General features: G+C 71.7%; 12 protein-coding genes and 1 pseudogene. 5 read left to right on the top strand and 8 right to left on the bottom strand.

Annotation, left to right across the window (positions count from 1 at the left end):
* Window positions 1-144 precede the first annotated feature (144 nt).
* Window positions 145-1,938: a thiamine pyrophosphate-requiring protein gene (locus I4I82_RS27355; RefSeq protein ID WP_218593381.1), complete on the bottom strand. Its 1,794-nt coding sequence runs from the start codon at window positions 1,936-1,938 to the stop codon at window positions 145-147.
* A 135-nt stretch (window positions 1,939-2,073) separates the two neighbouring features.
* A complete protein-coding gene (locus I4I82_RS27350) occupies window positions 2,074-3,330 on the bottom strand; it encodes a cation:proton antiporter domain-containing protein (RefSeq protein ID WP_218593382.1) in 1,257 nt (418 codons plus the stop codon).
* Between the two features lie 176 nt (window positions 3,331-3,506).
* On the opposite strand from I4I82_RS27350, the gene I4I82_RS27345 reads away from it, so the two are divergent.
* The gene (locus I4I82_RS27345; RefSeq protein WP_218593383.1) at window positions 3,507-3,995 is read left to right on the top strand and encodes a DUF421 domain-containing protein; all 489 of its coding nucleotides are present in this window, start codon (window positions 3,507-3,509) and stop codon (window positions 3,993-3,995) included.
* Between the two features lie 28 nt (window positions 3,996-4,023).
* Here the strand turns inward: I4I82_RS27345 and I4I82_RS27340 are convergent, their stop codons facing one another.
* Window positions 4,024-4,353 carry a DUF3040 domain-containing protein gene (locus I4I82_RS27340; protein ID WP_218593384.1) on the bottom strand — a complete coding sequence of 110 codons (330 nt, stop codon included), beginning with the start codon at window positions 4,351-4,353 and terminating at the stop codon, window positions 4,024-4,026.
* 105 nt (window positions 4,354-4,458) lie between these two features.
* Window positions 4,459-4,992, bottom strand: a pseudogene (locus I4I82_RS27335) (phytanoyl-CoA dioxygenase family protein); the annotation flags it as partial.
* 47 nt (window positions 4,993-5,039) lie between these two features.
* Between I4I82_RS27335 and I4I82_RS27330 the strand changes: the two are divergent.
* Window positions 5,040-6,425, top strand: coding sequence for an IS256 family transposase (locus tag I4I82_RS27330; protein WP_218594897.1), 1,386 nt, complete (start codon window positions 5,040-5,042; stop codon window positions 6,423-6,425).
* Between the two features lie 16 nt (window positions 6,426-6,441).
* On the opposite strand, the gene I4I82_RS27325 is transcribed toward I4I82_RS27330, so the two are convergent.
* The 3 genes from I4I82_RS27325 to I4I82_RS27315 form a co-directional block, all read right to left on the bottom strand.
* Window positions 6,442-6,798, bottom strand: coding sequence for a phytanoyl-CoA dioxygenase family protein (locus I4I82_RS27325; protein ID WP_226370273.1), 357 nt, complete (start codon window positions 6,796-6,798; stop codon window positions 6,442-6,444).
* A 61-nt stretch (window positions 6,799-6,859) separates the two neighbouring features.
* Window positions 6,860-8,128, bottom strand: a complete 1,269-nt coding sequence (ectB, locus tag I4I82_RS27320) for a diaminobutyrate--2-oxoglutarate transaminase (RefSeq protein WP_218596204.1) — start codon at window positions 8,126-8,128, stop codon at window positions 6,860-6,862.
* A 154-nt stretch (window positions 8,129-8,282) separates the two neighbouring features.
* Window positions 8,283-9,638 (bottom strand): NAD(P)/FAD-dependent oxidoreductase, encoded by a 1,356-nt coding sequence (locus tag I4I82_RS27315; RefSeq protein WP_225920698.1) that lies wholly within the window; start codon window positions 9,636-9,638, stop codon window positions 8,283-8,285.
* Between the two features lie 146 nt (window positions 9,639-9,784).
* Here I4I82_RS27315 and I4I82_RS27310 point away from each other — a divergent pair, with 146 nt between their 5' ends.
* On the top strand, window positions 9,785-10,669 hold the full coding sequence (locus I4I82_RS27310) for an IS5 family transposase (protein ID WP_218596203.1): 885 nt from the start codon (window positions 9,785-9,787) through the stop codon (window positions 10,667-10,669).
* A gap of 24 nt (window positions 10,670-10,693) precedes the next feature.
* Here the strand turns inward: I4I82_RS27310 and I4I82_RS27305 are convergent, their stop codons facing one another.
* Window positions 10,694-10,903 (bottom strand): DUF3040 domain-containing protein, encoded by a 210-nt coding sequence (locus I4I82_RS27305; protein ID WP_218593705.1) that lies wholly within the window; start codon window positions 10,901-10,903, stop codon window positions 10,694-10,696.
* 214 nt (window positions 10,904-11,117) lie between these two features.
* Between I4I82_RS27305 and nhaA the strand changes: the two genes are divergently transcribed.
* Window positions 11,118-12,452 (top strand): Na+/H+ antiporter NhaA, encoded by a 1,335-nt coding sequence (gene nhaA, locus I4I82_RS27300; protein ID WP_372451506.1) that lies wholly within the window; start codon window positions 11,118-11,120, stop codon window positions 12,450-12,452.
* 108 nt (window positions 12,453-12,560) lie between these two features.
* Window positions 12,561-13,319: a hypothetical protein gene (locus I4I82_RS27295; protein WP_218593706.1), complete on the top strand. Its 759-nt coding sequence runs from the start codon at window positions 12,561-12,563 to the stop codon at window positions 13,317-13,319.
* The last annotated feature ends 3 nt before the right edge of the window (window positions 13,320-13,322 follow it).

Genomic DNA, 13,322 nt, shown 5'->3' with positions numbered 1-13,322 from the left:
GATCGCCCGGGGCCGTGCGGCTCGCCACGGTGACCTGCCGGCGGCCGGCGCCCCGTGCCGTCCGACGGCGGCGTACAGGACCGGCGCGCGAATGCCTGTCCTCTCGTCGTCGCCTCGTGCCGGGACGGTCCCGGCGGGCCCGGCTCAGCCCTTCCGGCCGGGCAGCGCCTCCTGGATCTTGGTCTTGATCCCCTGGGTCACGAGGTGGAAGGCCTCCGGATCGCCTGTGAGCACGGCCCGCGCGGCGGACCTGGCCTGGTCGAAGGTGGCGTGCGGCGGGATCGGCGGCACCTCCGGGTCACAGTGGACGTCCAGAACGGCGGGCCGATCCGCCGCCAGTACCCGGTCCCAGGCCGGCCCCAGCTCGTCCGGCGTCCGCACGGTGATCGCCTCCAGACCCAGCCCGCGGGCGAAATCGGCGTAGGACACGTCCGGCAGGACCTGGGACTCCTCGAACTTGGGCGCTCCACCCATCGCCCGCAGCTCCCAGGTGACCTGGTTCAGGTCGTTGTTGTGCAGGACGCACACGACCAGCCGCCGGTCCGACCAGCGGTCGGCGTAGCGGGCGATGGTCAGCAGCTCGGCCATGCCGTTCATCTGCATCGCCCCGTCGCCGGTGATGGCGATGGCAGGCCGGTCCGGGTGGGCGAACTTGGCCCCGATCGCGTAGGGCACCGCCGGCCCCATCGTGGCGAGGGTCCCCGACAGCGACCCGCGGATGTCGCCGCGGATGCGCAGGTGCCGGGCGTACCAGTTGGCCGCCGACCCCGAGTCGGAGGTGACGATGGCGTTGAGCGGGATCCTCTCGGAGAGCTCCCAGACGATGCGCATCGGGTTGATCGGGTCGGCATCGACCATCGCCTCCCGCTGCATGGTGTCCCACCAGCCCGAGACGTTCCCCTCGATCGTCTCCCGCCACGCCCGGTCGGTCGGCCCGGACAGCCGCGGCAGCAGGGCCTGCAAGGTGGAGCGCGCGTCGCCGACGAGCGGGACCTCGACGGGGTACCGCATCCCGATCAGCGTGCCGTCCAGGTCGATCTGCACCGCCCTGGCCTGGTCGAGACCGGGCAGGAACTGGGTGTAGGGGAAGTTCGTGCCGACCATGAGCAGGGTGTCGCAGTCGCGCATCATCTCGTAGCTGGGCCGGGTGCCCAGCAGTCCGATCGAACCGGTGACGAACGGCAGCTCGTCGGACAGCACGTCCTTCCCCAGCAGCGCCTTGGCCACCCCGGCGCCGAGCACGTCGGCCACCTGCTCGACCTCCATCGCGGCGGCGCGGGCGCCCTGCCCGACCAGGATCGCCACCTTCCGCCCGGCGTTGAGCACCGCCGCGGCCCGGGCGATCTCGCTCTCCGGAGGCACCATCGTCGGCGCAGCCAGGCCCGGCGGGCTCGACGGCACCTCCTTGAAGGCGTGCCCCGGCGGGCTGTAGGACTCGGTCTGCAGATCGCTCGGGATGATGATCGCGGTCGGCGCGCGGCGCGTCATCGCGGTGCGGAAGGCCCGGTCGATCGCGTTCGGCAGCTGTTCGGGGACGTTGACCTCGACCAGGAACTCGCTCGCCACGTCCTTGAACAGCGACTGCAGGTCCACCTCCTGCTGGTAGGCCCCGCCCATCGCCGAACGCTCCGTCTGCCCGACGATCGCTACCACCGGCACGTGGTCCAGCTTCGCGTCGTACAGGCCGTTGAGCAGGTGGATCGCCCCCGGCCCGGAGGTCGCCATGCACACCCCGACGCGACCGGAGAACTTGGCGTACCCGACGGCCTCGAAGGCCGACATCTCCTCGTGCCGGGACTGGATGAACCGCGGCCGGTCGTCGGCCTCGCCGAACGCCGCCACGATCCCGTTGATCCCGTCGCCCGGATAGGCGAACACCTGCTCGACGCCCCACTCCCGCAGTCGACGCAGAACGTAGTCCCCCACCGTCTCGGCCATGCGCTCGTCTCCCTGTGCACGGTTGCTCCGTCGGGCGGTGGCTACCCCGTCGGGCCGGGCCGACACCGGTCGGGCCCGACGGGATCCCCGGAGTCGGGTCCCTGCAACTCGGCGGGTCGTCGGTGGGGCCCGGCGTCACGGCAACGGTCCCTCCACCTCTGCCGACTCGCCCTCCGCACGCTCGGTCCCCGAGCGGCGGGCGTACCACCGCACGGCCGGCGTGGAGGTGAGGGTGTGCACCAGCACGGATGCGCAGATCGCGAGCGACCCCGCCGCGAAGAGCCGTTCGTACCCCGGTAGCCCGTAGCGCTCCGCGTAGGCGAGGTAGTAGATGCCGGCGACGCCCAGCGGGCCGAACCAGGACAGGAACAGGCGCGAGTGCGGGCCCGTGCCGGAGGCGAGGAGCACGGCGCCCGCGACCGGCGGGCGGCGCACCAGCAGCGCCCAGGCGGCGAAGAGCAGTCCGGGGACGCCGAGCGCGAGCCATCCGGCCCAGGGCAGGACGGTGCCGAACACCCCGAACACCGCGACCACTCCCAGCCGGCTCGCCGCCGACAGCATCTCGCCGACGGGTCCGCGCAGTACGTCGGGCAGGGTCAGCGACAGCGCCAGCGCGGCGAGGAACGCACCCAGCACGCCACTACCACCCAGAAGGTGCACCAGGCCGAGGGCGGCCAGCGCGGTGGCCACGCCGAGCAGCGGGACGTAGCTGCTGCCGATGAGCTCGTCCGCCGCGGCGGCGCGGGCCAGCCGGGCGACGGCCCAGCCCAGCAGCGGCCCGATCACCACGGCCAGTCCCACCTCCCGCCCGGCCTCCACGGCCCAGTGCGCGACCGCACTGCCGGCCGTCTCCGTCGCCAGCAGCCCCGCGAGCAGCACGAACGGCAGCGCGAGCCCGTCATTGGCCCCGGACTCGGTCTGCAGGGTGCGGCGCAGCCGCCGCGGCAGCATCCGCTTCGGGAGCGCCCCGCCGGCCAGCGCGGAGGCCACCACCGGGTCCGTCGGGGTCAGCGCGGCGCCGAGCAGCAGCGCGGCCCCGACCGGGACCCCCAGCAGCAGCCAGGCGCCGCCCGCCGTGAGCAGCCACATGCCCACCATGACCGCGGTCAGGAGCAGGACGAGACGCCGCGCATTCCGACGCAGGTCCGCCCGGGTGACCTGGAGGGCGATGTCGGCCACGCCCAGGGCCAGCCCGATGCGCGTGAGCTCCTCCAGCAGCCGGGTTCTCCCGACCGCCGCCGCGGGATCGATCCACCCGAGCACGGCCGGGCCGACCAGGACGCCCACGCCGAGCGCGAGCAGGACCGGGGACAGCGCATGGCGCTTGAGCAACCGCGACACCATGCCGAGGACGAGCACGGTCACGGCGAACGAGACGAGGAGGGGGTCCATCACGCGTCAGCCGGCCGGGGTGGGGTTCGACGTCTCGAGCACATCCGGCGCGGTACCCGCACCACAGCGCGGGAACCATCGCCGGCACGCCCGGCTTCGGCACCCGGTGCGGGTGGTCCGGGCGCTCGTCAGGTCGCAGCGGGTCTCGGACCTCCGGAGCCGGGTAGTCCGCAGGAATGTGGTTCGACTCCTGGTCCGATCTCGGGCGCATCGCCACGGTGGGTCCGCTCGCCTACGTCGCCCTCGTCGCGGTGCTGCGGATCTCCGGGGCGCGGACGCTGTCCAAGCTCAACGCGTTCGACCTCGTCGTGACGGTCGCGCTCGGCTCGACGCTGGCGACGGTGCTGCTGAGCGCGGACGTGAGCCTGGCCGAGGGAGTCCTGGGCCTGGCCCTGCTCGTGCTGCTGCAGTACGTCGTGAGCCGGGCGTCGCGGCGGTGGTCGGTCATCGAGCGGGTCGTGAAGTCCGACCCGGTGCTGCTGTACCGGCGGGGTTTCCTCGACGGCCCGATGCGGCGGGCACGGGTCACGCGCAGCGAGGTGCTCCAGGCCGCCCGCGGCTCGGGTCGCGGCTCCCTCGACGAGGTCGAGGCGGTCGTGCTGGAGACCGACGGGACGCTCAGCGTGCTCAGCACCGCTCCGGACCTGCCCTCCCGCGACAGCTGACCGCCGCGGCGCGGCCCGCGGACGCCGGTCAGTCGGTGGCCGGACGCCGCACGCAGTGCACGAGCCAGGGCACGACGAGGAGCAGGGTGAGCACCGGCAGCACCGGCCACCAGAGGTTCTCGGGGAGCTGGGTGGCACCCGACAGGACCACCATGATCAGGGCGAGGAGGCCGGCCTGTACCTTCGTCACGGGCGGGCGCAGGCCGATCACCGGGGGCCGGCGGGTGGCCAGGTCGTGGGCCAGCGCCGGGTCGGCCTCGGTGAGATCGGTCTCGATGCGGGCCAGCAGAGCGCGCTCGCGCGGCGTGAGGGCGCGGGGGCCGTCTCGATCGGGAGGCGGCGGGGCCGGGACCGTCATCGGGAACCCTTCGGGCGGCGGACAGCTGCTGCCGACCAGACTTCCCGGCTCACCTGGGGTGGAGGATAGTCTCTTTCGTCGGCTCTCGCAGGTCCTCCGCCGGCCTCAGCGCACCGGCACGATCTGCCGCGCGGCGACGTGCGCCGGCCGCGGGCCCGGCGCGGAGAAGGGCTCCTCGAGCCCGTTGTCCACGCTGTTGAACACCACGAAGATGTTCGAGCGCGGGTAGGGCGTGATGTTGCTGCCCGAGCCGTGCATGCAGTTGGAGTCGAACAGCGTGGCCGAGCCCGCGGCGCCGGTGAGCATCGCGATGCCGTGACGGTCGGCGAGCGCGGTGAGGCTCTCCGGGTCGGGGGTGCCGATCTCCTGCTCGCGCAGCGACTCCTTGTAGTGGTCGGCCGGGGTCTCCCCCACGCACGCCACGAACTCCTTGTGCGAGCCCGGCATGATCATCAGGCAGCCGTTGTGCGCGTAGTTCTCGGTGAGCGCGATCGAGATGCTCACCGCGCGCGGCGAGGGCATCCCGTCCTCGGCGTGCCAGGTCTCGAAGTCGGAGTGCCAGTAGAAGCCGGCACCGCCGAACCCGGGCTTGTAGTTGATCCGGCTCTGGTGCACGTAGACCTCGGAGCCGAGAGCCTGTCAGATGGTCTGTGTAACAAGATCCTCTTGAGTTGAGGAGTACACAGATGTCCGTGATCGATGATCAGGATGTGCATCCGCTCGGAGCCGCCCCCTCGGTCGGTGCCGAGCCCGAGACGGCCCGTGACGCCGTGAACCGGATGGTCGATGCCGGTCTGCTCGACGGGCTGATGTCCAAGGTGGATGCCGGTGAGCTCGCGCTGACCGGTGACGGGGGCTTCCTCCCCGAGATGATCAAAGCGGTCCTCGAGCGTGGCCTGGCCGCCGAGCAGACCGCTCACCTGGGCTACGAGCGTGGCGACCCGGCCGGGCGCGGGACCCCGAACTCCCGCAACGGGTCCACCCCGAAGACCCTCGCGACCGAGGTCGGCGACGTGGCGCTCGACGTGCCGCGGGACCGGGCCGGAACCTTCGAGCCACGGCTGGTCCCGAAGGGGTCACGGCGCACCGGCGGCCTCGACGAGATGATCGTCTCGCTCTACGCGGGCGGGATGACGGTGCGCGACATCAGCCACCACCTGGCCCGCACGCTGGGCACCGAGCTGTCCCACGACACGATCTCCAAGGTCACCGACTCGGTGCTCGAGGAGGTCAAGCTCTGGCAGTCCCGCCCGCTGGAGGAGATCTACCCGATCGTCTACCTCGACGCCCTCATGATCAAGGTTCGGGACGGGCACCAGGTCCGCAACCGGGCCGCGCACATCGCCGTCGGCGTCGACCTCGACGGCGTCAAGCACGTCCTGGGCATCTGGGTCCAGGCCGCCGAGGGTGCGAAGTTCTGGGCCGGAGTGTGCGCCGAGCTGCGCAACCGCGGCGTCCGGGACGTGATCATCGTGTGCTGTGACGGGCTGTCCGGGTTCCCGGAGGCGATCGAGGCGACCTGGCCGCAGTCGATCGTGCAGACCTGCACGGTGCACCTGCTGCGGGCGGCGATGCGGTTCGTGTCCTACTCCGACCGCAAGAAGGTGGCCGCGGCGCTCAAGCCGATCTACACCGCCCCGACCGACGAGGTCGCCCGCGTGGAGCTCGACGCGTTCGCCGCCTCCGACCTCGGGCGCCGCTACCCGGCGGCGGTGATGACCTGGACGAACGCGTGGGAGCGGTTCATCCCGTTCCTGGCGTTCCCACCGGAGTTGCGGCGGATCATCTACACGACGAATGCGATCGAGTCGCTGAACTACCAGCTCCGGAAGATCATCAAGAACCGTGGTCACTTCCCGAACGACGACGCCGCGATCAAGCTGCTCTGGCTCGCCATCCGCGATATCGAGGACAAGCGAGCCCGGGCACGGGAGAAGGAGAAGGGGCTGCCCGCCCACGCCCGCCGAGCGTCTGGCCGACTCGTCGAAGGAGCCGTCGTCCAGGGCTGGAAACAGGCCCTCGGCGCCCTCGCCCTGACCTACCCCGAACGCCTCAGCCCCTACCTGTCCTGACAATTTCTAGATCGACTTACACAGAGATCTTGACAGGCCCGGAGCCGAGGATCTGGCGGGCCCGCCCGGCCACGCGCTCGTCGGCGATCAGCGCCGCGACCGGTTCGCTCAGCGCGTGCACCTCGAACACCGACCGCACCTGCTGCGAGGTCTTCTCGACGATCGTGCGCTCGTCGGCCCGCACCGCCGGGTCGGTGGCGAGGCGGTCCAGCTCGGCCGCGTACTCCCCCACCTCGTCGGGGGTCAGGAGCTGCGGCACCGTGACGAAGCCGTCGCGCTCGTGCGCCGCGAGCTCGTCCGCGGTGAGCATCCCCGGGTCCGTGCTCCACACCGCGGGCTCCGCCCGGTCGATGATGACCGGGCGGTCCGCCACCCGGGTGGGGTAGCGGTCGCCCGTCCTCGCCAGGATCCGATCGCCCTCTCGTGTCTCCAACTCAGGCCGACACTCCTTCGGTGACGGCGGCGACGGACTCCCCGACGATCGCCAGGCCCTCCTCGAGCTCGTCATCGGTGATCGTCAGGGCCGGCAGGATCTTCATCACCTCGTCCGACGGACCCGAGGTCTCCATCAGCAGACCCCGCTCGAACGCCGCAGCACACGCCTTCGCCGCCAGCTCGGGCTGGGAGAACTGCAGACCCCGCGCCAGACCGCGCCCCTTGGGCGTGAGCTCCACGGCCTGCGACCGCGACGCGATCTCGGTGAACACCTCCTCCACCCGCTCCCCCTTGGCCAGCGTCGAACGCTCCAGAGCGTCATCGCTCCAGAACTCGTGGATCGCCGCCGTCGCCGTCACGAACGCAGGGTTGTTGCCGCGGAACGTCCCGTTGTGCTCACCCGGACCCCACACATCGTGCTCGGGCTTGATCAGCGTCAGCGCCATGGGCAACCCGTACCCGCTGATCGACTTGGAGATGCACACGATGTCGGGCTCGATCCCCGCGATCTCGAAGGAGAAGAACGGCCCCGTACGCCCCACCCCCATCTGCACGTCGTCCACGATCAGCAGGATCCCGTTGCGCTTGCACAACGCAGCCAACCCCTGCAACCACTCGACCCGCGCCGGGTTGATCCCACCCTCACCCTGCACCGTCTCCACGATCACCGCAGCCGGCTCGTTGAGCCCCGACCCGGAATCCTGCAGCAGCTTCTCCATCCACAGGAAATCAGGCTGCGTGCCGTCGAAGTAGTTGTCATAGGGCATCGGGGTCGCGTGCACCAGCGGGATCCCCGCACCGCCGCGCTTCATCGAGTTACCGGTGACCGACAACGCACCCAACGTCATCCCGTGGAACGCGTTCGTGAAATTGATCATCGCCTCGCGGCCGCTGATCTTGCGAGCCAGCTTGAGCGCCGACTCCACCGTGTTCGCACCCGTCGGCCCGGGGAACTGCACCTTGTAGTCCAACCCCCGCGGGCGCAGGATCTTGTCCTCGAACGTCCGCAGGAACTCACCCTTGGCCGTGGTGTACATGTCCAGGCCGTGCGTGATGCCGTCACGGGAGAGGTACTCCAACAGCGGCCCCTTCAACGCCGGCGGGTTGTGCCCGTAGTTCAACGCACCCGCGCCGGCGAAGAAGTCGAGGTAGACCCGGCCGTCCACATCGGTCAGCCGCGACCCGCGGGCGGTGTCGAACACCACCGGCCAACTGCGGCAGTAGCTCCGGACCTCGGACTCCAGATCCTCGAACGCACTCGTGGTCATACCCGTCCTCATCGTCGTCGTCCTGGTCGAGCCCGTCCCCGCGGCGTGGGGGGATCCGGGCGACACCGGGGGCGCTCCGCGACACCGCGGGCGCCCGCACCTGAACGGTCGCCGACGGTACCCGTCCGGGACGGGCCGCAGGGGCTTCGTCAGGTCATCGCAAGGTGGGATCGATGGTGCGGGCGACCTCCGGTGACCGGCTCTCCAGGGGCACCGCGGGCGAGCGGACGAGGCCGAGCTGGACGGTCTGCCGGGTCAGCGCGGCGTCGAGCAGCCAGTCGACGGCCGTGCGGACGCGGTTCCCCGGCATCGACAACAGGTGGTAACCACGGGTGACGACCTTGGCCGGCAGCCCCGACAGCGGCACGTGGAACGGGTTGGCCGCGGCCGCCCGTCCGCCCAGCTCGACGACGAAGCCCAGGTCGTGATGGCGGTAGCGACCGGGGCGGCCGTGCCCGAGCGAGGCGGCGACGTTGCGACCGGCGAGCCGGCCCTGGCGCTCGGCGTGCTGGGCCGTCATCGTGGTGATCTCGCCGGGGCGTGTCAGGTCGGGGACCGCGGCCGCGTCGCCGCACGCCAGCACCTCGGGGTGGCCCGGTACCGCGAGCTGCTCGTCGACGACGAGGCGCCCCCGCTCCGTGGGCAGACCGAGCTCGGCGACGAGCGGGTCGGGCCGGACCCCGACGCACCAGACCAGCGTGCGGCTCGTGATCTCCTCCCCGGTGGTCAGCCGAACCCCGCCGGCGTGCGCCTCCTCCACCGACTGGCCCGTGCGCACCTCGACGCCGCGCTCGCGCAGCACGCGGTCCGCGGTGCGGGACAGCCGCACGTCGAGTTCCGGGAGCACCCGCTCGGCCAGGTCCAGCAACAGCCACCGCACGCGCTGACCGCGCAGCCCGACGTGCTGGCGGACGAGGGCGTCGGTCAGCAGCGGCCCCTGCGCCGCGACCTCCGTACCGGTGTAGCCGGCCCCGACGACCACGAAGGTGCAGCGCGCGTCGCGCTCCTGCGGGTCGTCGCTGCTCGCGGCCATCTCCAACTGCCGGGTCACGTGGTCCCGCAGGTACAGCGCCTCGGGCAGACCGCGGAAGCCGTGGGCGTGCTCGGCGACGCCGGGGATCGGGAGCAGCTTGTTCACGCTGCCCGCGGCGAGGACGAGCCGGTCGTAGCCCAGCTCGCCCCGCCCACCCTCCGGGTCCGACCAGCCGATCCGGCGACGGTCCAGGTCGACCTCGTCCACCTCCCCGAGGACGAGACGCACCCCGGGCAGCGCAGCCGCCAGCGACACCGAGATCCGGCGCGGCTCCAGCACACCCGCCGCGACCTCGGGCAGCAGCGGCAGGTACAGGAAGTAGTCGGTCGGGTTGACCAGCACGATCTCGGCGGCCCCGCCGAGCCTGCGCTGCGCCGTGCGCGCCGCCTGCAGTCCGGCGAACCCGCCTCCCACGACCACCACGCGGGGTCGGCTTCCGGTCTCTCGGGCACCCATGTCGTCCTCCTGGAGCGTCATGCGGTCGGGCTACCCGCGTGCGGCGGCCGGACACGGACCGGTCGGTCCGTCCCACCGCCCGCGCCCTCAGAGAGTGTTGTGAAACCCGATGATCACTCGGCGTGGCTTCGGTGGTAGCCGCACTGGGTCGGTGATCATCCGGTCGGGTGTGCCCATGTATCTGCAATCCGTCCTACGACTCGTCGGTGACCGACTCACAGTGGGCGGTGATCGAAACGCTGCTGCCGCGGACGAACCCGAGCCTGGGCGGTCGCCCACAGGTGCACTCGCGGCGGTTGATCATCGACACGATCAGCTACGTGCTGGTCAGTGGGTACGCCTGGCGGCTGGTCCCGCACGACCTGGCCCCGTGGAGCACGGCCTACCAGTGGTTCGCCGCCTGGACCCGGGACGGGACATGGGCGCGCATCCACGACGTGCTGCGCGAGCGGGTCCGAACCGCTGACGGCCGTGACCCGCAGCCTTCGGCCGCGGTGCTGGACTCTCAGTCGGCCCGCAGCAGCGAGGGTGGCGAGGCGATCGGCTACGACGCCGGCAAACGGGTTCGCGGGCGCAAGCGACACCTGCTCGTGGACACCCTCGGGCTGATGCTGGTCGGGATCGTGCACTCCGCGTCGGTGCAGGACCGGGCCGGCGCGAAACTGGTCCTGACCGGCATCCGGGACCGGTTCCCGCAGGTCGGGCTGGTGTGGGTCGATGGTGGCTACGTCAACTCCGTCGACGCCGGGCTCGTGCGCTGGGCGCATGAGCAGGAGAACCTGGAGATCGTGGCCGTTCCGCGGAACGCGGACGTGAAAGGGTTCCAGGTGCTACCCCGCCGGTGGGTGGTGGAGAGAACCTTCGGCTGGTTGACGAGGTGCAGACGCTTGGCACGCGACTACGAACGCAAGACCGCCCACGCCGAGGCGATGATCCAGTTCGCGATGATCCGGTTGATGGCCGCCCGGCTGGCTGGTGAGGAACTCACCCCACCGACCAGCTCGGTCGAGATCGAGGCCGCCCGCCGGTTAGCAGAAGACCTCAAGGACTGACCGCCCGGGTTTCACAACACTCTCTCAGGCGACCAGGGTCAGCAGCACGAGCGCCGCCACCGCCATCGCCGTGAGGACGAGGAGCCAGTCGGTGGATCCCGCGCCCCTGCCGCCGCTACCGCCGCTGCCACCGCACCGCTCGTCCCAGAGGTGGAAGGACTCGGCGAGCACCGGGTCGTCGACCGCGAGGTGCCTCTCGATCTGAGCGAGCAGGCGGCGCTCACCGTTCACCATGACGACTGCCTCTCCCCGTCCACCTGTCCGATCGACGTCGTCGATCCTGTGACGTTCCCGCCCGACTGCACCTGTCGAGTTCCTGACGATCGACCCGACGCGGCATGTGACGCACACCGGTTCGAGCGCCACGACCGCCGCCGCGCCCGTAGGATCGTCCGCGGTGTGCCGGGAAGTCTGGTCGGCGTCGTCCCGTCGACCCCGGAGGAAGATCGTGCCCCCACCCGCGCAGCCCACGAGGACCCGCCTGTTCGGCCGCGGCAGCTGGCCCGAGGCCAGCCGCATCGCCGACATCCTGCGCACCGAGACCGTCGGCGGGCTACTGCTCGTCGGAGCCGCGGTCGTCGCCCTGGTCTGGGCGAACTCCCCCTGGCGCGGCGCCTACACCGCCCTGAGCGAGTTCACGGTCGGCCCCGCCGCGCTGCACCTGGACCTGTCCCTGGCCACCTGGGCCGCCGACGGCCTGCTCGCGATCTTCTTCTTCGTGGCCGGGCTCGAGCTCAAGCGCGAGTTCGTCGCCGGCGACCTGCGCGATCCCCGACGCGCCGCCCTGCCCGTCGCCGCCGCCGTGGGCGGCATGGCCGCACCGGCTCTGATCTACGTGGCCGTCAACCTCGGCACGGGCGGCGACGCGCTGCGCGGCTGGGCCATCCCCACCGCCACCGACATCGCCTTCGCCCTCGCCGTCCTCGCCGTGATCAGCACCCACCTGCCCACGGCGCTGCGGGTCTTCCTGCTCACCCTCGCCGTGGTCGACGACCTGCTCGCCATCACGATCATCGCGATCTTCTACACCTCCGAACTGCACCTGCCGGCACTCGCGCTGTCCCTGGTCCCGCTGGCGCTGTTCGCCGTGCTCGTCCAGCGCCGCGTCCGCTCCTGGTGGGTGCTGCTCCCCCTCGCCGTCGCGACCTGGGCCCTGATGCACGAGTCGGGCGTGCACGCCACCGTCGCCGGGGTCCTGCTCGGCTTCGCCGTTCCCGTCGTACGCCGCGCCACCGGCCCCGGCCCCGGCCTCGCCGAGCACTTCGAGCACCGCTTCCGGCCCATCTCCAGCGGCTTCGCCGTGCCCGTGTTCGCCTTCTTCGCCGCGGGCGTCTCCGTCGTCGACGGCGGCGGGCTCGGGGCGACGCTCACCGACACCGTCACCCTCGGCATCCTCGCCGGCCTCATCATCGGCAAGCCGATCGGCGTCATGGGCGCCACCTGGCTCGTGCAGCGCTTCACCCGCGCCCGCCTGGCCGAGGGCCTGAGCTGGTGGGACGTGCTGGGCCTGTCCCTGCTGGCCGGGATCGGCTTCACCGTCTCGCTGCTGATCGGCGAGCTCGCCTTCGGCGCCGGCTCCGAGGCCGACGACCACGTCAAGATCGGCGTCCTGCTCGGCTCCCTGCTCTCGGCCCTCCTGGCCACCGTCGTGCTGCGCATCCGCAACCGCCACTACCGCCGCATCTGTGCCGAGGAGCAGGTCGACGCCGACGCCGACGGCATCCCCGACGTGTACCAGCGCACCGACGCCCCTTCCGGCGAGGACGGCGGCCCCACCCGCTGACCAACCACCCGCGTTCGGTCGCCACGCGACCGCCGCATCGCCGGATCGACGCCGGCGCCCCGGACTCGTCCAGGTGCCGTCGGGTACTGCACCGGTATGGGGTCCTCGATGTCGACCGTGCCGTCGGTGCTGGGGGCGCTGGTCATCACCGGGGCGCTCGCGGTGCTGCACCTGGCTGCTCCGCGCATCCGGAGACTGCCCGGCGTCCCCGAGAGGGCGACCGGCTCCTTCTCCGGCGGGCTCGCGGTCGCCTACGTCTTCCTGCACCTGCTGCCCGAGATCGCCTCGGGCAACGAGGCGGTCGGGGAGGCGCTGTCCGACGTCGTGCAGCCCACCCCGCTGCTCGAGCTGGCGATCTTCCTCGTGGCGCTGGTGGGCTTCACGGTGTTCTTCGGGCTGGAGCGCCTCGCCACCCGCAGGCCCGCACGAGAGGACGACGACCCACCCGTGGGGGTGTACCGGCTGCACCTCGCCTCGTTCCTCGTCTACAACGGCCTGATCACCTACACGATGCCCCTGCGGCTGCGGACCGGCATCGCGTTCGCGCTGCTGTTCACCGTGGCCATGGGGCTGCACTTCGTCCTCACCGACCGCGGCCTCGAGGAGCGCTACCCCCGGCGGTTCGCTGCACGCGGCCGCGGCGCCCTCGCCGCGGCCCTGCTGGCCGGCTGGGCGCTCTCCGCGGTGTTCGCCCCGAGCAGCACCGTCGTCGTCGCGCTGCTCACCGCGCTGCTCGGCGGCTCGGTCCTGCTCAACGTGTTCAAGGAGGAGCTCCCGTCCGGCGGTCGGTCCAGCTTCGGATGGTTCCTCACCGGGCTGTCGCTCTACTCGGTACTGCTCGGGCTGGTGACCCTCCTCGAGGGATGACCT

The organism is Pseudonocardia oceani, assembly GCF_019263585.2.
Taxonomy (GTDB): domain Bacteria; phylum Actinomycetota; class Actinomycetes; order Mycobacteriales; family Pseudonocardiaceae; genus Pseudonocardia; species Pseudonocardia oceani.
The sequence above is the reverse complement of the archived record's forward strand: the minus strand, read 5'-3'. Positions and strand labels throughout refer to the sequence as shown.

Bases quoted from the DNA above. Each gene is read 5' to 3' on its own strand.
- I4I82_RS27355 (WP_218593381.1), bottom strand. From the start codon at position 1,938: ATGGCCGAGACGGTGGGGGACTACGTTCTGCGTCGACTGCGGGAGTGG.
- I4I82_RS27350 (WP_218593382.1), bottom strand. From the start codon at position 3,330: ATGGACCCCCTCCTCGTCTCGTTCGCCGTGACCGTGCTCGTCCTCGGC.
- I4I82_RS27345 (WP_218593383.1), top strand. From the start codon at position 3,507: ATGTGGTTCGACTCCTGGTCCGATCTCGGGCGCATCGCCACGGTGGGT.
- I4I82_RS27340 (WP_218593384.1), bottom strand. From the start codon at position 4,353: ATGACGGTCCCGGCCCCGCCGCCTCCCGATCGAGACGGCCCCCGCGCC.
- I4I82_RS27330 (WP_218594897.1), top strand. From the start codon at position 5,040: ATGTCCGTGATCGATGATCAGGATGTGCATCCGCTCGGAGCCGCCCCC.
- ectB (WP_218596204.1), bottom strand. From the start codon at position 8,128: ATGACCACGAGTGCGTTCGAGGATCTGGAGTCCGAGGTCCGGAGCTAC.
- I4I82_RS27315 (WP_225920698.1), bottom strand. From the start codon at position 9,638: ATGACGCTCCAGGAGGACGACATGGGTGCCCGAGAGACCGGAAGCCGA.
- I4I82_RS27305 (WP_218593705.1), bottom strand. From the start codon at position 10,903: ATGGTGAACGGTGAGCGCCGCCTGCTCGCTCAGATCGAGAGGCACCTC.
- I4I82_RS27295 (WP_218593706.1), top strand. From the start codon at position 12,561: ATGTCGACCGTGCCGTCGGTGCTGGGGGCGCTGGTCATCACCGGGGCG.